Annotated in this window: 13 protein-coding genes; 7 read left to right on the top strand and 6 right to left on the bottom strand. The window is 71.6% G+C overall.

Annotated elements, in window-relative coordinates:
• Positions 1–113: 113 nt before the first annotated feature.
• The 3 genes from KUM39_RS21450 (at position 114) to KUM39_RS21440 (ending at position 11,122) form a co-directional block, all read left to right on the top strand.
• The gene (locus KUM39_RS21450) at positions 114–7,079 is read left to right on the top strand and encodes a hypothetical protein (RefSeq protein WP_217787358.1); all 6,966 of its coding nucleotides are present in this window, start codon (positions 114–116) and stop codon (positions 7,077–7,079) included.
• Between the two features lie 301 nt (positions 7,080–7,380).
• Positions 7,381–10,107, top strand: a complete 2,727-nt coding sequence (locus KUM39_RS21445; protein ID WP_217787357.1) for a right-handed parallel beta-helix repeat-containing protein — start codon at positions 7,381–7,383, stop codon at positions 10,105–10,107.
• Between the two features lie 34 nt (positions 10,108–10,141).
• On the top strand, positions 10,142–11,122 hold the full coding sequence (locus KUM39_RS21440) for an RICIN domain-containing protein (RefSeq protein WP_217787356.1): 981 nt from the start codon (positions 10,142–10,144) through the stop codon (positions 11,120–11,122).
• Between the two features lie 87 nt (positions 11,123–11,209).
• Here KUM39_RS21440 and KUM39_RS21435 read toward each other — a convergent pair whose 3' ends face one another.
• From KUM39_RS21435 to KUM39_RS21425, 3 genes are all read right to left on the bottom strand, one after another.
• Positions 11,210–11,800 (bottom strand): poly-gamma-glutamate hydrolase family protein, encoded by a 591-nt coding sequence (locus tag KUM39_RS21435; protein WP_217787355.1) that lies wholly within the window; start codon positions 11,798–11,800, stop codon positions 11,210–11,212.
• A 304-nt stretch (positions 11,801–12,104) separates the two neighbouring features.
• Positions 12,105–13,859 (bottom strand): copper resistance CopC/CopD family protein, encoded by a 1,755-nt coding sequence (locus KUM39_RS21430; protein WP_217787354.1) that lies wholly within the window; start codon positions 13,857–13,859, stop codon positions 12,105–12,107.
• Positions 13,860–13,957: 98 nt separating this feature from the next.
• Complete coding sequence (locus KUM39_RS21425; RefSeq protein WP_217787353.1) at positions 13,958–16,693, bottom strand: GNAT family N-acetyltransferase; 2,736 nt, start codon at positions 16,691–16,693, stop codon at positions 13,958–13,960.
• Between the two features lie 76 nt (positions 16,694–16,769).
• Here KUM39_RS21425 and KUM39_RS21420 point away from each other — a divergent pair, with 76 nt between their 5' ends.
• Entirely contained in the window at positions 16,770–17,492 is a 723-nt protein-coding gene (locus KUM39_RS21420; protein WP_217787352.1) for a siderophore-interacting protein, read from the top strand.
• Here KUM39_RS21420 and KUM39_RS21415 read toward each other — a convergent pair.
• Genes KUM39_RS21415 through KUM39_RS21405 form a run of 3 tightly spaced genes read right to left on the bottom strand, consistent with a single transcriptional unit; the run spans position 17,474 to position 19,282 of the window.
• Entirely contained in the window at positions 17,474–18,151 is a 678-nt protein-coding gene (locus tag KUM39_RS21415; protein ID WP_217787351.1) for a class I SAM-dependent methyltransferase, read from the bottom strand. The genes KUM39_RS21420 and KUM39_RS21415 overlap by 19 nt on opposite strands.
• A gap of 43 nt (positions 18,152–18,194) precedes the next feature.
• Positions 18,195–18,407 (bottom strand): DUF397 domain-containing protein, encoded by a 213-nt coding sequence (locus KUM39_RS21410; protein ID WP_217787350.1) that lies wholly within the window; start codon positions 18,405–18,407, stop codon positions 18,195–18,197.
• Between the two features lie 29 nt (positions 18,408–18,436).
• Positions 18,437–19,282, bottom strand: coding sequence for a helix-turn-helix domain-containing protein (locus KUM39_RS21405; RefSeq protein WP_217787349.1), 846 nt, complete (start codon positions 19,280–19,282; stop codon positions 18,437–18,439).
• 266 nt (positions 19,283–19,548) lie between these two features.
• On the opposite strand from KUM39_RS21405, the gene KUM39_RS21400 reads away from it, so the two are divergent.
• Genes KUM39_RS21400 through KUM39_RS21390 form a run of 3 tightly spaced genes read left to right on the top strand, consistent with a single transcriptional unit; the run spans position 19,549 to position 21,172 of the window.
• A complete protein-coding gene (locus tag KUM39_RS21400) occupies positions 19,549–19,866 on the top strand; it encodes a recombinase family protein (protein ID WP_217787348.1) in 318 nt (105 codons plus the stop codon).
• The gene (locus KUM39_RS21395) at positions 19,863–20,519 is read left to right on the top strand and encodes an ATP-binding protein (RefSeq protein WP_217787347.1); all 657 of its coding nucleotides are present in this window, start codon (positions 19,863–19,865) and stop codon (positions 20,517–20,519) included. Before KUM39_RS21400 ends, KUM39_RS21395 begins: the two co-directional genes overlap by 4 nt.
• 59 nt (positions 20,520–20,578) lie before the next feature.
• Entirely contained in the window at positions 20,579–21,172 is a 594-nt protein-coding gene (locus tag KUM39_RS21390; RefSeq protein ID WP_217787346.1) for an HhH-GPD-type base excision DNA repair protein, read from the top strand.
• Positions 21,173–21,224: the final 52 nt, after the last annotated feature.

The raw sequence follows: 21,224 nt of genomic DNA, 5'->3' as shown, positions 1-21,224 counted from the left end.
ACCAGATCTTCCAGGGCAGCTCTCCCTACTCGATCTGGGAACCACTGACGTCCGCCACCCTGTCCGGAGTCCACGGCGGCAGGGCCCTGCTCGACTCGCAGTACACGGTCGGCGTGCCCATCGCCGGGCTGTCCTCATTGCTGCGCTTCGCGCACGAGAACACGGACAGCAGGCACCGGCGCCTGCGTCAGAACATCGACATCGGCCTCCAGTTCGGCACCGAAGCCGCCGCCCTGTTCGTCCAGGGTGAAGTGAACGGACTGGGCCACATGGATCCCAAACTCGTCGCCCTCGTGCAGTCATGGCCGGACGCGATGGAAATACGCGGTTTCCTGGCCTTGGTCTACACACACGTGGCCGCTCTCGGTTACGACCATGCGATGGACGAACTAGGCGCTGGCACAGGCGATTTGGTGAAGAACCAGATGGCTGTCCTGTCCCGCACCTCCCTCTCCGGCATCCGCAACGGCCTCTCCCGCAATGCCAAGCGCTTCCTGGCCGCCAACGCCCCCCAGATCAAGAACCGGATCGCACAGCTCTTCCACTCCTCGCTCCTCCTCGACGAAGAGTTCGGCGCGGCCTTCGCCAGCCTGCCCCTCAACCTGCTCACCGACGAGATGGACATGGACATCACCGTCGGCACCTACCTCGACACCGCGCTGACCGATCAACCCGCCGAGATCGTCGACTCCGCTTCGCAGAGGAATGTGTTCGGGACTCACACCGAATTCACCGAGCTCGACACCAACGACGGCAACCTCGACGTCCCCCTCGTCCTGCTCGAACTCCGCTTCCACGGGCCCGTTCTCACCATGGACCGGGAGATGAGGCCGATCCTCGAAAGGGTGGTGGAGGAGGCCAGGACGATCCACGACGAGGTGGTCGAGGCCCGCGCGACCTCCCACGCCGACGTCCAGGCCAACATCACCGCCCTGCGGAACGCCACCAGCACCGCTCACCCCGAAACACGGAGCCTGCACACCCTGCTGGCCGCCGCGAACCAGTTGGAGATCGAACTCCCGCAGCGCGTCAACGACCGCATGCTCATGCCCGACCGCACCGTCCTCAGCATCACCTCCGCCACCCTCGCGGCAATCGAACTCCGCAGCACCGACACGGCGGACCAGAACGTCCTCCAGCTCCGCCAGACCGGCCACACCGAACTCCTCCGCTTCGCCGACCGGCTCCAGGCCCTGCTCCCCCAGGCACCCGTCCACGGACCCACTCTGCAAGCGGCGCTCGACGCCGCCCACGAACTCGCCGGCCACCTCGACCCCGCCCAGACCCACGCCCCCGACGGCCACAACATCAGCCGCCTGCGCAACGACGTCAACCTCCAGCTCCAGGCCTGGAACCAACCCGCAGTCCATGACGGCCTCGTCCTGGAGCTCTACACCGGCCTCGGCTCCCACATCACCCGACTCAGCACCCCAGCCATCGCCCAGGAAATCGCCGGCCGCATCGTGACCGGCGGCAGACACCTCGGCCTACCCGGCGGAGGCAAAAAGAAGAAGGCGAAGAAGACCGCCGCCCCGCAGACCACGACGGACACCCTGTCGGCGGACACCCCGGTCGCCGGCCCCAGCAGCAGCACCACCACCGCACCCACCATCCCGAGCGACCCGCTGCCGGCGGACCGCGCGCAGGAGGCACGGGAGCTCTGGCGGGCTCTCCCCGACCGTCGCTACCACCACGAGGGTCTGGCGATGGAGGCCGTACGGCAGATCCTCGCCCAGAACCCGCCGTCCGACCTGGACCTACTCGGTCTGGTGGACGCCGTGGACCGGGCACTCCACTCCCCCCTCGACCTGCGGGCACGCCTGCTGAGCCGGCCGCAAGTGATGCACACCGCCGCCACACGACCCGAACTGATCGACTTCCTCGCCCACGCACCCGAACTGACGGACCTCCTGGACGAGCGCCCCTCCGTCCTGGCCGCCCTCGCCAACGCGGCGGACTCCTGGTTCGAGGAGGACGAGGAGCCCGCGAAGATCCTCGCCCGGCCGGGGGTACTTCAGAAGGCGGAGGCGGACCCGGAGCTCCGGACGGCCCTCTTCGAAGACTCGCCGGACACGCTGGTCAACCTGGACGGCAGGCTGGACCTGGTCCTCACCGCGTATGAGATGCACGACACCATGCGCTGGCTGATCGACGGCTTCCCGGAATTCGGGCAGGCGCTGGCCGCTGAGGGAAAGAACGCCCCGGAGCTGATGTGGCGACTCCACATACGGGGCGGCCTGAGCGCAGCCCTGTACAGCGTTCTGGTCAACCGGCCGGAGAGCGCCGACCCCCTGCCCCCCGCGTACTTCACGTCCCTGCTGACGAACACGGTGTTCCTGGAGGCTGTGGACGGCGCCGCCGAGCAGACGATGGTCGCCCTCACCTCCGAGACGACGATCGCCCATGTGACGGCCGATCCGACCATCCTGCAGCTGCTGGCCGGCTCCCCCACCCTCACCGATGTCCTGGAGGACCGGCCCCGCATGGCCGAGACCCTGCTCGGCAACCGGGAGGCCCTGTCCGCCGCCGTCACCAACCCGAACGTGGCGACCGCACTCTCCTACGACCCCACGCGCTACGCCGGGCTGTCAGGGGCCCAGCTCGTCCAGGAACTGACCACCGAGCCCGGCCCGGTGACGCAGCAGCAGCCGTATCCGACATCCGAGCAGGCCGCGACCCTCGTCCCGCTCAAGCTGCTGAAAGCACTGAGGAATGCCTCCCCGGCGGTCGACGCGGCAGTGAGCGGGTTCAGCGCCAACGAGGTGCCTATCATCCTCGCCAACGAAGGCGTACTGCGGCTGATCGCCCGCAATCCGGACAGTGGCCTCCTTCCGCACGTCCTGCGGCGCATCCTGACACGCTTCCCCACCAGGAGCGCGTTGCCGGAGAACGACACCGCGGCGTTGGCGGCCACCAAGGCGGCCGGCCGCTTCTGCTACGTGCGGCGGATGTACGCGGACGACATGAGTTCCACTCTCGAACCGCTCGCACGTCTGCTGGGCAACGATCCGGATCTGGCCGACGCGCTGACCCGGCTGCCCTCAACCGGCTACCTGGCCTACTGGGACATGCGGCCTTTCACGGACAAAATGCCCCTGAGTCTCCTGCGGGCACCCTACGCCGCGACCGCGCTGCGCAGGATCGCCAACCTGGCCGAAGAAGCGAAGACGGCCGGCAGTCCGGTGGCAGCCGCCCTTGAGGCGGGCAACGGCGCCCTGGCCCTGCTCGCGAGCCGCCACGAGGCCGCGGCGAACCCTCAGACAGAGGAGTGGTGGGCCCAGGCGGCTCGCAACGTCGTGGCGCACCCCGCCGTTCTGGACTCCCTCGCCGAACACTTCACGGCGCTGCCGTTCCCGTTCTGGAAGCAACTGCTCGAGAGCGCTGAGCTGTTCGGCCTGCTGGGCGAACGCCTCGACACGCCGATGGGCGAGCTGATCCGGTGGCAGGCGGGCGTGCTGCGCGAGGTGCTGAGGCGACCGGGCTTCACGCAGGCGTGGCGGGAGAGGCAGGCGGAGTTCGACACGCTCGCGCAGCAGGTCCTCACCGAGGCGGACACCTCCGACCAGACGATCCCGGCCAACCGGGACCGTCTGCTGGACATGGTGGTCGAGGTCGTCAAGACAGTGGAGGCGACCGGCCACCCGGCTCTGCTGTGGGACGGTGCCGTCATCGACCCGGCGAACGCCGTACCGATGACGGTCCTGCAGTCGAGCCTGCGAGAGCGCAAGTCCCCCGGGGAACTGCGCGAGGCGGCGGCGACCGCGTCGCTGGAACTCTCGGACGAGACCGTCGCCCGCTATACGGCGATCCTGTCCGTGGACACCCTGCGGGACACCGCTCTGGAACACGCCCACCTGGGCGAGTACATGCTGTTCAGGCCGGGGATGCTCGACCTGTTCCGCACCCGGCCCTCCACAGTGCGCCGGGTCGGGTTGGCCCCGAAGCTGCTGCACCTCGCCCTGTCCACGCCAGGAGTCCCCGCTCTGCTGGCCGCCAACGACCGACTGTTCGACCTCTTCATCAGCGACCCGAAAATGCGGGGGATCTTCATCCCCGAGCTGATGCCGACTCTGCGGGCCAACCCCGACTACGCCGACGCCTACTGGGCCGAGAACCCGGTCCTGCTCGCCGCACATCCGTACGCCAAGGAGGTGGACGAGCTCGTCAAGGCGAGTCCCGCAGTGGCACGTACGGTGATGGCACGTGCGCTGAAGTCATGGCACGACCACCTGCCGCTGTGGCTGAGCCGTTCGCCGAAGCTTGTGGACGCGCTGAGCGAGACCGATGAGTCCGTGCGCGCGGCCATCGTGCCCTTCCGGGACCGGCTCGAGGCCGCCGCCGAGGACCCCGCTTCGGTGTCCGCCGTGGCACGGGTGCCCGGTATGGCCGCCGTACTCGCCACCACCACCTCCATAGTTCAATCGCGCGATGAATGGCTCCGGCTGACCCGCTCCGACGCGCTGCTGGACCAGCTCGCCGCCCACCCCGATGTCCTCTCGACGGTGCTGACGGCCGACGTGCTGCCCGTCGCCCTCGCCCACCCCGCGCTGGTCACCACACTGGCCCGGGTCCCCGCCGAAGTACGCGAGCTGCTGACCGGACCCGCCTTCCTGGGCCTGATCAGGGAACATCCGGGCCTCGCCGACGACCTGGCGGACCAGGACGGTCTGCGTGCCGCCCTCATCGGCCTGAGGGGCCTGCCCGAACTCCTCGCCCAACGACCCGACCTGCTCGACACCCTGCGCACCAGCACCGCGACCGTCGCAGCGATCCGCGCCAACCGCGCCCTGCTCGAAGAGGCCACCACCAACAGCCCGGTGTGGACTCTCGTGGTGGCTCATCCGGAGCTGGCTCCGACACTGAACGCCCGACTGCGCGGGGCACTGAACCACCACCCGGCCGCCGCCACCCTCATCACCGCCCACCCCGAACCGCTCGACCCCGAGCTGCTGTCCGGAGCACTGCGCCGAGGCGGCGTCCTCGCCGTCATGGCCACGCACCCCGACCTCGGCCACGAACTCCTCACCCGCCCCACCTGGCAGGAACGCGCGGCAGCGGACCGGGACTTCGCCGAAACACTGCGCCGCCTCGCCGGCCTGCCCACCGAACAACGCACCACCCTGCTCACCGACGACACCACCCTGTGGACCACACTCACCACCCAGGCAGCCGACACCGGCCTGCCCACCAAGGGCAAGACCCGCGAGATCCAACGCCAGGCCCGGGAAACGGACCTGGAACTGGCCGGAGTACCCTCCCGCCGCACCCCGATCACCACCCCCGCCACGACACAGGTTCAGGCACAGACGCAGTGGCCGGAACTGCCCGCCGAAGTCGTCGCACTACTCACCGGCCCCCACGGCACCGCCGTCGCCGACCACCTCGCCACCGCACCCGAACTCCTCCCCCTCCTCACCGCCCTCCCCCTCCTCGCCGAAGAAATCGACGCCCACCCCGAACGCCTCACCGACTACACCATCCGCACCTACCTCGAAACCCACCTCCCCACCCCCGACGAAACCACCCTCAACGACCCAGCCATCGAGGACGCCTACACCCCCCAAGCCTTCGAACGACACTTCGCCGCCTACCTCGAATCACACGACCTCGCCCCCGGCACCCACTACACCACCGTCCGCACCGCCGCCGCCCACACCTGGCACCACCTCACCACCACCCACCGCACCACCCTCAACCAACTCCGCACCCAGCGCGCCGAACGCTTCACCCGCCTCCGCCCCCACGACTCCACCACCTGGGAACTCTCCGGCCGCATCCACCACACCGACCGCCTCACCGCCAAGGACTTCACCCCCGCCCAACACCAGACCCTCCAACGCGTCGCCCAATGGGCCCAAGCCATCCGCGAAGAGCGCAGCGAACTTCGCCTCCACCACCCCCTCCACGCCCACCTCGACAACGGCAGCGCCGGAGCCGCCTTCATCTACACCCTCGCCCCCGACGGCCGCGTTGACCTCCTCGTCCACGCCCTCAGCACCACCCGCTCCAACAACCGCTACCGCTGGACCGGAAGCAACCAGTACATCTCCGGCCCCCCCGCCACCGACAACATCGCCAACCACCCCACCCTCACCACCTCCCACACCCTCCTCACCAACCTCCCCACCCACACCACACCCCCCACCACCCACACCAGCGCGGTCGATTCAGCAGCCCTCGCCCACGCCACCCAAGCCACCCACCTCGCCGACGCGATCCGCGCCTACCACCGGGCCCTCACCACCCAGCCCCACGACGCCCACCACCTCCTCAACACCGCACACACCCTCCGCCAAGCCGGCATCGACCCCTTCACCCACCACTGGCACACCCTCACCCCCGAACAACAGACCCACGCCACCACCCTCACCACCGAACACACCGAAGACCCCCACTACCTCGGCGCCCTCGCCCTCGCCCACCAGACCGGCGGAAACACCCTCGTCCAACACGTCGCACACGCCCAGACCCACACCCGCGACGACCACAAACTCAGCGACCTCCACGCCCACATCACCACCGCACTCCACAAGGCCAACTGGCCCCACCCCACCGACAACCGCACCATCGACACCCACTACGACACCCTCGACACCCACATCACCCGACTCGACACCCCAGCCATCGCCCAGGAAATCGCCGGCCGCATCATGACCGGCGGCAAGCACCTCGGCCTACTCGGCGGATCGGCCCAGCACACCGCGCCGGAGCAGGGCTACGTCGGCCCCCTCGGCGAGGAGTCGTCGGCCGGGCCGTCCACGTACCGGACGGACGAAGCCGGGACGGCGGAACACGCCGCCGACCTCCGGGAGGCGAAGGCGGCGTACACGCGGGCCGCCACCGAACTGGCCGATGCCTTCCGGGTGACGGTCGGCCTGCGCGCCGAGCTGACGGGCGCCGATTCCCCGCTGGACGCGCAGCGGCTGGAGACGAGTGAGCGGCGGCTGGCCGAGGCCGAGGAGCGCTTCGACGCCGCCGAGCGCCGCATGGTGGACCTCAGCCTGGTGGACGCGCCCGAGTCGAACCCGCTCACCCGCTCGCGCCAAGGATGCGGACACTGCCCGTTGCAGAGGTTCTGAGCGCTCTGAACACGGCGGCCGGTCTCCCCGGCCGGCCGCCGCCGCTGACCACGGAGGGGGCCGGAGGTCCCCTCTTCGGCGGCCCTTCTCCGGTGCGGGGAAGGGACACGGAGGTCCCGTTTCCCGTGTCGGCGGCGGACGTTCACCCCGGTCGCGGCGGTCGGGTTCCCTGGCCGTTGAACGTATTTCCCCTGTGCCTCGTGTCTCCGTCAGGGGGAACCGGTCCCGCGTACCGGGCGGCACCCCCCGTACCCGTACCGTCCGCGCCCCGCGGGCGCCCGGCGTCGGAAGGAGCGACGACATGACCGCCACGGTCATCAGGGTCCAGCCGGGTGCCCGGCGCGGTACCCCGCACACCATCGGGGAGGCGGTCCGTGCCGCGTCCAACGGCGACGAGGTGCGGATCGCGCCCGGCGACTACCAGGAGCGGGTGCTGATCGACCGCCAGGTGACCCTGGTCGCGGACGAGGGCCCCGGCACGGTCCGGCTGCTCGCCGTCAACCCCGGCATACCGGTGCTGGAGATCACCACGACGACCACGCTGGACGGCCTGACCGTGCTGGGCGCCGACCCGTCCCGCCCGGCCGTGCTGATCACCGCGGGCACCACCGCGCTGGCGGACTGCGACGTGGCGGGCGGACGCGTCGAGGTGGTCCGCGCCGCCTCGCTGGAGATGACCCGCTGCCTGGTGCGGGAGTCCGCCCTCGCGGGCGTGCACGCCGACACCGGCGGCACGGTCACCCTGAGCGAGGGCGTCGTGGAGAACGTCGCCGGGACCGGCGTGGTGCTCGCGGGCACCGTCACCGCCCGCCTCACCGACATGCTGCTGCGCGGCGTCGAGGGCTCCGGGCTGCGGGTGCGCGGCGGGGCCCGGCTGGACATGACCCGCGTGGAGGTCGTCGCGCCGGGCCGCAACGCGCTGCTCACCGAGGACTCCGCGACAGCCGTCCTGACCGACTGCCGCCTGCGCGACGCGGGCGCCGAAGCCGTCCGCGTGCTGGGCAGTTCGGCCCGTACGGAGGTGCGGGAGGACGAGCGGACCGGCACCGACGGGCAGACCGGTACCGCCGATCGGACCGGCGGCATCCGCGTCACCCGCTGCGAACTGACCGGCGCCGGTGCCGCCGGGGTGCTGGCCATCGGCGACGGTGACGTGCTGATCGCGGAGACCGCCGTACGGGACTGCGGCGCGGCCGTGGCCGCCGACGGCGGGGCACGGGTCGAGGTGACCGACTGCCGGATCACCGCGCCCCGCGCCTCCGGTGTGATCGCGCGCGGCTCCTCGCGGGTGACCGTCTCCGGGACCGGCGTGCACGACGCGGCGGGCAACGGTTTCCTCGCGGGCGAGCACGCGCGGCTGACCGTCGCGCTGAGCACGGTGCGCGGGTCGGCGTTCAGCGCGGTGCACGCGGGCGGCGACGCGGTGGCCGAGCTGACCGCGCTGCGCGTCGAGGGCACCCCGGAGCACGCGGTGGCCGCCGTGGAACGGGCGCGGCTGACGGTGGAGGACGCGCGGGTCGCCGACTGCGCGATGTCCGGCCTGCACCTGGACGGGTCCGCGGAGGCGAACGTGGACGGCCTCACCGTCCGGCGCGGCCGGGCGGGCGTCGCCGTACACACCAAGGGCACGGTCCGGGTGCGCGGCGCCCGCGTCCACGGCGTCGAACGCGCGGGCGTGACCTGCGGCGCGGGCACGGCACCGGAGTTCACCGACTGCCGGGTCACCGGCGCCGGGACCGCCGGGTTCGTGGTCGGCGCCGGGGCGACCCCGCTGATCGAGGACTGCGCGGTGACCGGCACCGAAGGCTCCGGCCTGGTGGTGGCCGAGGACGCCGCACCGGCCGTACGGCGCACCACCGTCCGGGACACCGGCAAGAACGGGCTGTACGTCGGTGAGGGCGCGTCCGGTGTCTACGAGGACTGCGTACTGGCCGCGACCGGCTACCCGGCGGTGCACCTCTGCGAGGGCGCCCGCCCGGAGCTGCGGCGGCTGCTGGTGGAGGACACCGCCGAGGACCTCAGCCAGGACACCGGCGCCGCACCGCTCGTCGAGGGGTGTGTCTCGCGCCGGGTGAAGACGGCGGTGTGGCCGGAGGAGACCGCGCCCGTCGCGGCGGGCACCGCCGTGGCGGTCACCGGCCGCCCGCAGCAGTCCGGGACCGGCGCGACCGCCCCGTCCGGCGAGGGCGACGGCGACGGCGAGACGGCCGTGATCGAGGAGAACCTCGATGAACTCATCGCCGAACTGGGTGAGTTGGTCGGCCTGGAGCGGGTCAAGCACGATGTGGCCTCGCTGGTGAAGCTGATGCAGATGGTCCGCCGCCGCGAGGAGGCGGGCCTCGCCGCGCCGCCGCTCAGCCGCCATCTGGTGTTCGCGGGCAACCCCGGCACCGGCAAGACCACGGTGGCCCGGCTCTACGGCCGCATCCTGGCCGCCGTCGGCCTGCTCTCGCGCGGCCACCTCGTCGAGGCGGACCGTTCCTCGCTGGTCGGTGAGTACGTCGGCCACACCGGCCCGAAGACCCAGCGGGTGTTCGAGGAGGCGATGGGCGGGGTGCTGTTCATCGACGAGGCGTACTCGCTGACCCCGGCGGCCGGTTCCAACGACTTCGGGCACGAGGCCATCGCCACCCTGGTGAAGCTGATGGAGGACCACCGCGACTCCGTGGTGGTCATCGTGGCCGGTTACCCGGACGAGATGGAGCACTTCATCGACTCCAACCCCGGCCTGGCGTCCCGGTTCAGCCGCACGCTGCTGTTCGAGGACTACGCCACCCCCGAGCTGGTGGAGATCGTCGAGCACCACGCCGAACGCCACCAGTACCGGCTGACGAAGGACGCCCGCCGGGCGCTCACCGGCTACTTCGAACTCCTGCCGCGCGGGGACCGGTTCGGCAACGGCCGCTCCGCCCGGCAGACGTTCCAGGCCATGACGGAACGACAGGCCTACCGGATCGCGGAACTCTCCGCGCCCGTCGAGGCCGACCTGATCACCCTGCAACCGGAGGACCTGCCCGAGCCGTCGTGACGGCGGAGGCGGCACTACCGCAGAGAGAGACCGCATGCCCAAGACCCCAGAGGGGCCCAGCGGCCCCGGACACCACGGCACCCCCGACCGGGCCACGCCCCCGGCCACCCGCCCGGACGGCGCACCGGACACCGGCGCGTACGGCGTTCCGGACGGCGCACCGGACTACGCGAGCACCTTCTCGCGGCAGCACTTCTTCGCGGGCGCCCGCTTCCTCAAGCCCGGCCGCCGGGCCGCCGTGGCGGTCGCCTCGGTGGCCGCCGTCGCGCTGATCGGCACCGGCGCCACCGCCGCCGTCGCACACTTCGGCGGCGACACCGTGGACGCCCAGCGGGTGGCAACGGGCCGCCCGCTGGCCGCCTCCGCCTCACCCTCGGCCTCGGCCACGGCCACGCCCTCGGGCGCGCCGAGCGGTTCGCCGTCGTCGAAGGGACACACCAAGAAACCCGAGGAGCACGGCAGGAAGTCCGGCCACCGCGCGGAGTCCCCGGCCGACCACGCCGACCCGCCCGCCTGGGCACCAGCCGCGCCGCCGCCCGCCGCGCCCCCCGCGCGGATCCCCGAGGCACCCAAGGCCCCCACCAAACACGTGGCGGCGCCCCCGGCGCAGAAGCCGATCGTCTTCAGCGGTTCGTTCCTGCAGAACTACGACTCCAACCGCTGCCTGGCCAGCCGGGGCCGCTCGCGCACGCCGGGCACCACGATGATCCTGGCCGACTGCAACAGCTCCGACGCCTCGCAGGGCTGGTCGTTCCGCTCCGACGGCACCGTACGGAACTTCGCCGGGACCCGCTGCCTGGACACCTCCGGCTCCGGCAACGGCGCCACCCTGGTCCTCGGCACCTGCGCCCCGTCCCGCAGCAGCCAGGGCTTCGTGCTGAAGCCGTCGTACGACCTCGTCCAGCGCCGCCCCGACCTGTGCGTGGACGCCAAGGACCACGGCAAGTCCGCCGGTACGGCACTCCAGCTGTGGACCTGCGTCGGCACGTCGAACCAGAAGTGGCACATGCCCTGACGCATCCCGCACACCCCCAGAGGGCGCCCCTCCTCCCGGAGGGGCGCCCTCCGCACAACCACCCGTGCGCACACCCCGGTTGCCGCGCTACCGCGCCAGCTGCCGGACCCCGTCCGTGAGCGCCCGGACCACCCGCGCGGGCGGCACGTCGGCCGCGCCGTCCGTCCGCGCGGCGACGGGGAGTTCGACCTGTACGCCGCCCTGGACCGCGAGATTGACCGGGTTGCGGGAGTGCAGCCCGCGCAGCCCGGCCGGAATGCCGTCGAGATCGGTGACGGCGACGAACTCGGGCGCCAGGACGCCGAGCGAGGCGCCCAGCACTCCGGCGGCCCACCGGTTGCCGCCGCCCAGGAACAGACTGCGGTCGTCGCGGCCGTGCCCGTGCAGGGACACGGTCAGCCGCACGTGCCCGAGGAAGCGCCCGAGCAGCGCACCGCCCGCCCCGCCGATCCGGTGCGAGGAGATGTGCACCGGCCGCCCCTCCGGCTGGGTGAACACCAGCGCGCTGGCCCCGGTACGCGCGGCGACCTCCCCCACGAGTTCGCCTGTACCCCCCTCCCGGCTCCCGTGCAGCGCCAGCACCCCCACATCAGAGCCCGGAACGAACGAGACCAGAAACTCCACGCCCCCCATCCACACCCGCTCCCACAACGCCGACGCCTCGATACGAGAGCTCACTACGGGACCACCACCGAACCAAAGAACAGCACCCCCAACCCGGGCACCAAGATCCCGCCAAGGTACCCCGCCCCCCAGGGGCGCGGGGAACTGCGCGAGAACCCCCACGGACCCGCACCACACAACACACCCGAACCCCCACCCCCCAGGGGCGCGGGGAACTGCGCGACCAGCCACACCCAACCCGCACCACACACCCGACCCCAACCCCCACAAGGGGCGCGGGGAACTGCGCGAACCCCCCCACCGGACCCGCACCACACAACGCACCCGCACCCGCACCCAAGAAGCACCCGCCCGCCACCTACCGCCGCACCCGAACCCCCCGAACCACCGTCACCTGATCCGTCTCGGACACCCGCACACTGACCCGCATGGTCCATACCCCCTCCATAGGCAGACTGAAAGCATCCGCCCCCCAATACCCACCCCGGTCCACCACCTTCGTATCGAGCGGCCCCACCCCCCGCTCCCCGAGCGTCATGGTGATCCGCAGCTCCGGCACGGAGGCCAGCCCCCCGTTCGCCCCGTAGACCACCGCCTGAACGGAGTTCACCCCCACCCGCCCGGAATCAAGCGTGACCTGCACCTTCCCCCGCGCCCGCCCCCCGGAGGCCCCCTCGACGGAGAACGGCACGGTGGTCACCAGGGCAGCCGGAATCCCGGCGACGGGCGCGGCCCCCCGCGCCTCCGCCTCCGCCCGGCTCGGCAACGTCCCGGCCAGCAGCGTGCTGAGCAGCAGGACGACGACACCGAGGGCGGCCTCTCCCAGCACCAGCCGCCTCAACCGCCGTACTGCGAAAAGCGTTTCCTCACCCCCGGACCCCGCATCGAACCCCACACCCGCCCCCGCATCGAACCCCGCCCCGGCCCCCGCCCGAACCAGCCGCCGAGCCCCGGACGCCACGACCAGCAGCAGCGCGACCCCCACCACCTTGGCCAGCAGAATCCGCCCGTACTCGGTGTCGAGGAGCGCCGCCCAGGACCCGAGCCCCCGCCACGACTGATAGACGCCGGTGACGACGAGGACCACCACCGCCCCGAACGCCAGCCGCGAGAAGCGCCCGACCACCGGACCCATGCCCCCGGCAGCCCCCTCGTCCCCCGCCCGGAGAAGGACCAGCAGGGACCCCAGCCCGCCCAGCCACACCCCCACCGCCAGCAGATGCAGCGTGGCCGAGGCAACGGCGACCGGCACCTGAATCCCCGCGGAAGCGTGCTCGGCAGCGGCCCAGGTGAGAGCGAGCGCCGACGCGAGCACCACCCCCACCACCCCCACGGCGGCGCGCGGCACGCTCCACCGCCGTACAGCAAGCGCACAGACCGCGATCACGACGAGCAACGCCAGCCGTACCAGCAGGAGTTCACCGGGCCGGGAGGCGGCGGCCCGCGCGAGCGCGCCGCCCGTGAGGGACACCGGCGAGGTGCCCTCCTCGTAGGGCGCGCGCAGCAGGAACAGCGCGCCGGTGGCGGCGGCCAGTACCCACCAGGCCCCGAGCACGGCCCCCCGCAGGCGTGCGGCCCCCGGCGGGCGGCAGTACGCGACGAGGACGGCCGCGCCGATCAGCAGCGCGACGGCGAGATACGCGAGGTAGCGGGCGACGTTGTACAGCCCGGTGGTGACCGCGTTCCCGGAGCGGTCGGGCAGCACGGCCGCCGTGGCGGTGCGCTCCCCGACGGAGAAGGTCAGCGCGCCGGACACGGGGTGGCTGTCGGCGGAGACCACGCGCCAGGCCACGGTGTACGTCCCCTTGCCGAGCCCGCGCGGCAGCGCGAGCCGCAGGGTGTCGGGGTGGCCGGGCACATGGTCGGGCTCGGGGGTACGGACCCGGTGGTTGCGGGGGTCGTAGACCCGCAGGGAGTCGGTGAGCAGTCCCACCGACTCCGAGTAGGCGAGCGTGAGTTGACGGGGAGCGGTGCGCACGACGCTGCCGTCGGCGGGGCTGGTGGCGCGCAGCGCCGCGTGCGCGGAGGCGGGGGCGGCCGTACCCAGCAGCAGGAGCAGCAGCACCACCCCGAGCGTGCAGAGCCGCCGTCGGCGCCGGTGTTGGTGGCCCACTTGTCGTCTCCGTCCCCAGGGATCTCCGCGATCTCCCCCTGTGTACGCACGCGGGACGCCCCGCGCTCATCCCGGCTCCGGGCGGGCACCCCGCCGGATCACCCCGCGCGCTCCTCCGGGAACACCGTCTCCCGCGCCAGGAAGGCGAGTCGGGCGTGCTTCTCGGGAAGGTACACGTCCGGCAGATCGACCTCCGGCAGTACCACGGCGGGCCCCTGCTCGAACCCCTGCCGCTCGAACCGGGCCAGCGCCTTCGTGTTGCGCACGTCCGGATCGACCACGACCCGCCGCCCGTCCAGCACCCGCAGCACGTACACCGTGAGCGCCCGCAGCAGCGTCCCGGTCCAGCCGGACGCCGCACCGGCCGCTCCGGCGGGGGCGACGAGGAGGTGTACGCCGATGTCCCCGTCCCGCACCGGGTAGCACTCCCCGACCCGGTCGGCGGCGGGGTCGTAGGTCTGGAGCAGGGCGACGGGGACACCGTCGAGGCTGACGAGGTGCGCGTGATGGGTGTCGAGGGCCGCCATGTGGGCGTAGATCTCCGCCACTTGGTCGCGGTCGAGCCCGTTCATCCCCCAGAAGGCGGCGCGTTCGTCCCTGACCCAGCCGTACAGCGTGTCGGCGTCCCGCTCGGGCTCGACCGGCCGGACCCGGACGACCCCGAACCCCTCGATGTGCTGCTCGTGGACGGGGGTGGTGGTCACGGGGATCTCCGGTTCGGTCTCGGCGGGCAGGGTGACATCGGGTACGAGGAGATCCCGGTCGGTGCCGACGGGTACGAGATCTCCCCTGACCCACAAGGGCAGTTGATCGCGGTGATGTGCGGCGCCGGGCACCCCGTCGGCACCGAACGGCACCACCCAGAGGCTGTCCTCGCGGCGCGCGAGGTCCCACACGAACCGGGCGGCGGGCCCCCGCGCGGCCCGGTCGGTCACTCCGGGCACGGCCGAGGCGCACAGCACGCAGTCGTGGTCCCCGCCGAGCCCCGGTTCGTCGGAGGACTCCTCGGACGCGGGCGGCAGCGCCCGCCAGGCGGCCAGCCGATGCGTGTCCCCCCAGACCCCGCCCGGAGGCGCGGCGGCGACCTCCTCCACCGCCTCCCGTACGACGCCGTCCCGGTCGATGCCGTACAACTCCTCGGCGCGCAGCAGGTGTTCGAGCGCGAACCCGACACGCGGGGTGAGCGCCAGCCAGGGCAGCAGCACCTCGGGCAACCCGGACGGTTCGGTGAGCGCGGCGAACGCCGGGTGCGCGGCGAGACGCCGTACGACGGCGGAGCGTACGGCGGCGTAGGCGGCGGCGTCGGAGCTGTCGGCGTCCATGTGCCGGTCCCAGGCGAGGAGTTGGGCGCGGAGGCGGGCGGCGGCGGGCGACAGCCCGTCGAGTGGGCCGATCCGGTCCAACAGGGGTGCGGCGGAGGCCAGTCGCGTATCGGTGTGGAGGGTGGCGAGCCCGGCGCCGGACCATGTGGTCCGGGCGTCGAGCAACTCCCTTATGCGCCGGGCCCGGTGCGGCGGGGAGAACTCGACGCCGAGTGGCGCGGCGGGCCCCCGCTGGTTGGCCATGACGGCGGCGCCGTCCTCGACGGTGCCGTACGGCATGGTGTGCCAGCCCCGCCACTCGTGCCCCGGCTCCCAAGCGGCCACCGGGCGCAGCCGGTTGGCCTCGGAGCGCACCGGTACCCGACCGGCGACCCGGTGCAGCAGGCCCCCCTCGGTGTCGGCGGCCTGGACGACGTTGACCGGCTCGGCCCACCTGTCGAACGCCTTGTCCACGTCCTCGACCCGCCGGGCCCGGAGCAGCGGGAGCAGCGAGCCGAACCCGAGGTCGTCGGTGACGCGGGGCGGGTGCCGGAGGGCGAGGGCGGTGGGCGGTGCGGGAGGGGCGCCGTGGGACACGACCCCGTCCAGCCCCTCCGGCCCACCGGCGATCACGGGCCCCCGCGCGGTCTCCACGACCTCGATCTCGACGGGCGCCTCCCCGGCGACGTGAATCGTCTCGACGTACCGCTCCGCCCGCTCCCAGTGGCCGTCCGGACCCAGGGCCTCGATACCGGCGCCGGTGCGGCGGAGGTGTTCGCGGTAGAGGTCCTGGTAGTCGGCCATCGCGTTGGTGATGGACCAGGCGACGGTGCCGGTGTGGCCGAAGTGGGCGATGCCGGGGACGCCGGGGACGGCGAGGCCGACGACGTCGAACTCGGGGCAGGCGAGGCGGATTTGCTGGTAGACGCCGGGGTCCTCGATGTAGCGGTGCGGGTCACCGGCGAGGAGGGGCAGCCCGGTGTCGGTGCGGGCGCCGGAGAGCAGCCAGCCGTTGCTGCCCGCCGTACCGGGCCCGTCGGTGGCGAACAGCGCGACCGCGTCCGGCCCGAGGTGCCGCAGCGCGCGCTCGCGCCACAGCTTGGCGGGGAACCCGGCGAACAGCAGATGCGTGGAGAGCCAGACCCCGAGCGGCGTCCACGGCTCCCACCGGCCGGGGGCCAGCCCCACCCGCGCGAACTCAGGGGCGCGGCGGGCTCCTTCGGCGAGTCCGTCATTGACCCCGTCGGTGTACGCCCGCACCCACGCGGCGGTCTCCGGGTCCCGTCGCTCCAGCTCGACGTAGCAGCGTCTCGCGGTGTCGTCGAGACGGGCCCGGCGGACCAGCACGTCCCAGGAGAGTTCGCCCGCGCCAAGGAACGCGGCGGAGGTGCCCCGCGCGCGGTGCCGTTCGGTCTCGATCTGCCAGGCACGGTCGTGCGCGGTCACCCGCCCCTGGAGCCGGGCCAGTTGGAGTGCGGAGTCGGCCCGCAGGTGGGGGATGCCCCAGGCGTCGCGGCGGATCTCGGTAGTCACCCTGGGGCACCCCTTGAACTAGTTTTAGGTTAGCCTTGCCTAACTAAACATCATCGTACGTGAGGACGGAGCGGCAATGGGCCAGGGGCGGGGCTGGGAGGGCGCGGTACTGAAGCTGCTGCGCGCGAAGGATTTCGTGTGCACCGTCACCGGAGCGGAGGACGTGAGGCCCGACTACCGCCGCCTCCACCTCACCGACGGGGGCCTCCTCGCGGCGACCGGTGTCCACCCCACCCTGTGGGTCCGCCTCTGGTTCACCGACCACGGCCGCCCCCACCAGCGCGCCTACACCCTGGTCAACCCCGACCCGGCGGCGGGCACCTTCAGCCTGGAGTTCGCGCTGCACGAGGGCGCCGCCTCCGACTGGGCCCGTACGGCACGCCCCGGCGACACCATCGAGGCGACGGTCCAGGGCACGGGCTTCGAGCACCCCACCCCGCCCCCGTCCCACCTGGCGGCGATCGGTGACCCGGCCTCCCTCCCGGCGATCAACTCCCTGCTGCGTGAGCTGAGTTCCACCCCGGCCACGATCTGGTTCGAGGGCACCCTCAAGAACCTCCCCTGGCAGGGCCACCCGACCCACCACCAGCTCCACGAGATCCCCCGCGAGAACTCCGGCGCAGCCCTGGTGTCCCGCGTCCGCACCGACCTCCCCGCCGTACTGTCCGCCACCCCGAACCCGTACATCTGGATCGCCTGCGACACGACCACGACCCGCACGTTGTCGTCATACGTCCGCAAGGAACTGGCAGTGCCCAAGCAGCGGTTGTACGCGCTGGGTTACTGGCGGGCGGAGTAGGCCGCCTCCGCGTGCCAGACCAGCGTGTAGCGCCAGAACAGTCGTCGGCGCGTGCGGGCGCCGGGCAGCACGTGGCGGGCCTCCCGGACGATGGCCGCGAAGGTCATGGTCGCCGGTCGGGTCGGGGCGGTCATGGCGGCTGGTCGCGGCGCCCGGCGGCCCCTGTTCTTGATCCAGGCCATGACGACGTTCGCCGGAATGGCCACGGCGTCGATCAGGTAGTCGCTCCGGGACCGCGGGCGGTAGACGCCGACGACGACCAGCGTTCCGCCCGGTGCCAAGTGCTGGCGGAAACAGGTGAGGGCGTCGGTGAACGGCATGTGGTGGATGGTGGCGACACACGTGAGAGCGTCGTAGGGGCCGGGCGGCGCCTCCCTCAGCGCGTCTCCGACGATGAAGCTCACCGGGGCGGCGGGGTCCGTCAACTCCCGCGCGCGATCGACGATCGCGGCATCGACATCGATCCCGCACACCGCCCCGGCCCGCGAGGCCAGGCGCCGGGCCAGGTCACCACTGCCCGACCCGACGTCCAGAGCCCTGCCCACACGTCCGGGGAACCGGCGCAGAATCCACCGGTGGTAGTGGGCGTTGTGGTCCCAGGGGCGAGCGGCATGAAACCGCTCAAGGGCTCGCAGTACGCGGGGCAGCAATGTCGTCACCACGTGAGTCCATCAGCCCCGGGGCCAAGAGATCCAGACCACGCTACGACTGCTCGAACGCACCGTCCACAACTCCGCCCACGAAGGCGTCCCACCCCTCAGGAGTGAACGCCAACACCGACCCCGTCCCGCCCGCCTTCGAGTCCCGCATGCCAACACACCCGTGCTGCACGGCCACTTCAACACACTGGCCGCCGTTGTCACCGCTGTAGCTGCTCTTGCGCCATGCGGCGCCGGTGAAGTCTGGGGTGTTCATGCTGGGTACTCTCCTGTATCGGGGGCGGACTAATCCGCGCCGGCCAAGCGAAGGATCATGCGGCGCGACTCTACTTGGCCCAAGGCCGCAGATTGCAGCCGATTCCACAGTGCAGTGTATGCCTGCACCCCGTCCGGCCGGTCGAGATAGGTGGCGTCGGTGTAGTCCTCCAGGTAGACCACATCGGACGACGCATCGTGATCAAAGCGCATGATCGTGAAGCCCACCCACGCGGCGCCGAAAGTCTGAGCATCGAACGGGAACACTTGCAGTTCAACGTTCGTCCGCTCGGCCACTTCGGCCAGGTGAAGCAGTTGCTCACGCATGACATCCGCGTCCCCGATGTTCCGGCGGATCGCTGACTCACTCAGGATGAAGTTGAGTATCGGAGCGTTCGGCTGGTCGAGGATCGCCTGGCGCTCCAGTCGCACCTTGAGTTGCTGATCCATCGCTTCTTGCGAGACGCCAGGTTGCGCGTTGACGTTCATCGCACGGATGTAGCTCTCGATCTGGAGGATGCCTGGAACCACCTCCGGCTGGTACCAGCGGAGTTCTGAAGCGTCAGCCTCAAGATCCACGTACGTACGAAACCAGTCGGGGATGGCACCGAGGAAACCGGACCAACGGCCGCGCTGCCGACCGGCACGGGCCAGGTCCTTCATCCACTCGGCTTCTTCACCGCTCACGCCATAGAAGTTGAGCAACAGCGTCAGGTCGGTCAACTTGATGCCGCTCTGGCCGAGTTCCAGCCGACTGATCTTGCTTGCTGCCGCATCGATCTGCTCGGCAGCCTCGTCCTGAGTCTTGGCAGCCTGCTCACGAGCGCGCTTCAACGCGTTGCCGAGCCGACGCCGCTGGATCGTTGGAGTTGCCACGTTGATGATCCTCCACCTACCCAGTCGGCCGGGTGCTCATTATGCCCACGCCCTCGGTGACTTCTCAGTGACTCCTCGGTAACCCCCAAACGAGTGGTTTCCTGAAATAGGAGTCTAGTTTTCATCCCACCGAGAACCTATTCTGGAAGTCCAAAATCGACCCTCACTTCCGCCACCGGCCACGAGTGGGGCTCCCGACCAGCCCAGACGAGCTGCGGGCGACGAGAAGCCCAGCCCGCTTGCCCACGTAGGCAGAGAGGCCCGACATGAAACCGCTGATCTTCGGCTACATGCGCGTCCCCGACGACATGAGCGACGAGGACGCCAAGAAGAAGCAGGACGACATGGCCACGTACGCGGAAGTCGAGGGCTTCACGCTGGCCACCGTGTTCCACGAGTTCATGGACGGCCAGATCAACGCCTTCGAGGAGATGGTCGGAGCCGTCCGCCGCGCCGAAGCCCGGCACGTGCTCGTGCCGACGTACCGGGACCTTGCCCTGACCCGCCCGCTCCAGGACGCGATGGCCTTACACCTGGAGCAGAAGGCGGGCGCGCGGATCGTCAGCCTGGACGAGCGCGCGTGAACCGGCACCGGACCGGCGGAGAACCCTTCTACTTCTCCCAACGCATCCGTTTCACCGACCAGTTGAGCCTGGTGGCGCTCAGCTCGGCGGTGAGCGTGGCCCGGCACTTCGTACGGCTCGCCCTCACCAAGTGGCACGCGAGGTCGATCGAGGGGGACGCGGCACTGATCGTCTCGGAGTTGGTGACGAACGCGGTGAAGGCGACCGGGGTGCTCAACAGCCCACCGAACTGGGCGGAGTTGGAGACCACACGTCCGGTGACCCTGCGCCTGGTCGGCCTGGACGCCGGGATCGTCATCGAAGTGTGGGACACCACAAGGGAGTTGCCCGTACTCCGCAGCCCGGACGACGACACCGAGGGCGGACGCGGCCTCGTACTCGTCCAGGAGCTGGCGCACACCTGGGGCGCCCACCCCACCCCGCACGGCAAACTCGTCTGGGCCCACCTCCCCGTCCCCGAAGCCGTCCCCGAAGCCGCCCCCGAAGCCGTCCGGCCGCCGCTGCCCCATCGCCGTGGGCCGGAGCCGGAGAACGCCGTCCGGCGACCGACGATGCGGGCGGACCCCCGCATCACGGACCCCCGCGCCCTGAACCCCCGCACTCTGAACCCCCGCGCCCTGGGCCGCCTGCTCACCGGCCTCCGGGCCGGATGAACCCCGGCCGACGGGCGGGCCCGGCTGCACAAGGCCCCCCGGCGGGCGATCATCGAGGCATGGACGTCACACTGCACCTCGCCCAGGACCCGCACGCCGACGCGCTGCTGGGCCGTAGCCCGCTGGCCGCGCTGATCGGGATGCTGCTGGACCAGCAGATCCCGATGGAGTGGGCGTTCAAGGGCCCGGCGACCATCGCGGACCGGCTCAGGGCCGACGACCTGGACGCGGGGCGGATCGCGGCGATGGACCCGGAGGAGTTCGCGGGGGTGCTGTCGGAGAAACCGGCGGTGCACCGGTATCCGGGGTCGATGGCGGGACGGGTGCAGCAGCTCTGCCAGTACCTCGTGGAGCACTACGACGGTGACGCCGAGCGCGTCTGGCAGGACGCCCCCAGCGGCGCCGCGCTCCTCAAGCGACTCCAGGAACTGCCCGGCTTCGGCAAGCAGAAGGCGCAGATCTTCCTCGCCCTGCTCGGCAAGCAGCTCGGCGTCCGCCCCGAGGGCTGGCGCGAGGCGGCGGGCGCGTACGGCGAGGCCGACTCCTTCCGCTCCGTCGCGGACATCACCGGCCCGGAGTCGCTGACCAAGGTGCGCGCCCACAAGCAGGAGATGAAGGCGGCGGCCAAGGCGGCGAAGGCGGCCGGGAAGTAGCGGGCCGAACCCCCGCCGGGCCGAACCCCCCACCGGCAGGTCCGCGACCCCG

The sequence above is a fragment of the Streptomyces corallincola genome, assembly GCF_019104725.1.
Taxonomy (GTDB): domain Bacteria; phylum Actinomycetota; class Actinomycetes; order Streptomycetales; family Streptomycetaceae; genus Streptomyces; species Streptomyces corallincola.
This window is presented reverse-complemented; position numbering and strand designations above follow the sequence as displayed.

What these genes read in the sequence shown, in the direction of transcription:
- KUM39_RS21445 (WP_217787357.1), top strand. Translation starts at nt 7,381, where the DNA reads ATGACCGCCACGGTCATCAGGGTCCAGCCGGGTGCCCGGCGCGGTACC.
- KUM39_RS21400 (WP_217787348.1), top strand. Translation starts at nt 19,549, where the DNA reads ATGAAACCGCTGATCTTCGGCTACATGCGCGTCCCCGACGACATGAGC.
- KUM39_RS21440 (WP_217787356.1), top strand. Translation starts at nt 10,142, where the DNA reads ATGCCCAAGACCCCAGAGGGGCCCAGCGGCCCCGGACACCACGGCACC.
- KUM39_RS21420 (WP_217787352.1), top strand. Translation starts at nt 16,770, where the DNA reads ATGGGCCAGGGGCGGGGCTGGGAGGGCGCGGTACTGAAGCTGCTGCGC.
- KUM39_RS21390 (WP_217787346.1), top strand. Translation starts at nt 20,579, where the DNA reads ATGGACGTCACACTGCACCTCGCCCAGGACCCGCACGCCGACGCGCTG.
- KUM39_RS21410 (WP_217787350.1), bottom strand. Translation starts at nt 18,407, where the DNA reads ATGAACACCCCAGACTTCACCGGCGCCGCATGGCGCAAGAGCAGCTAC.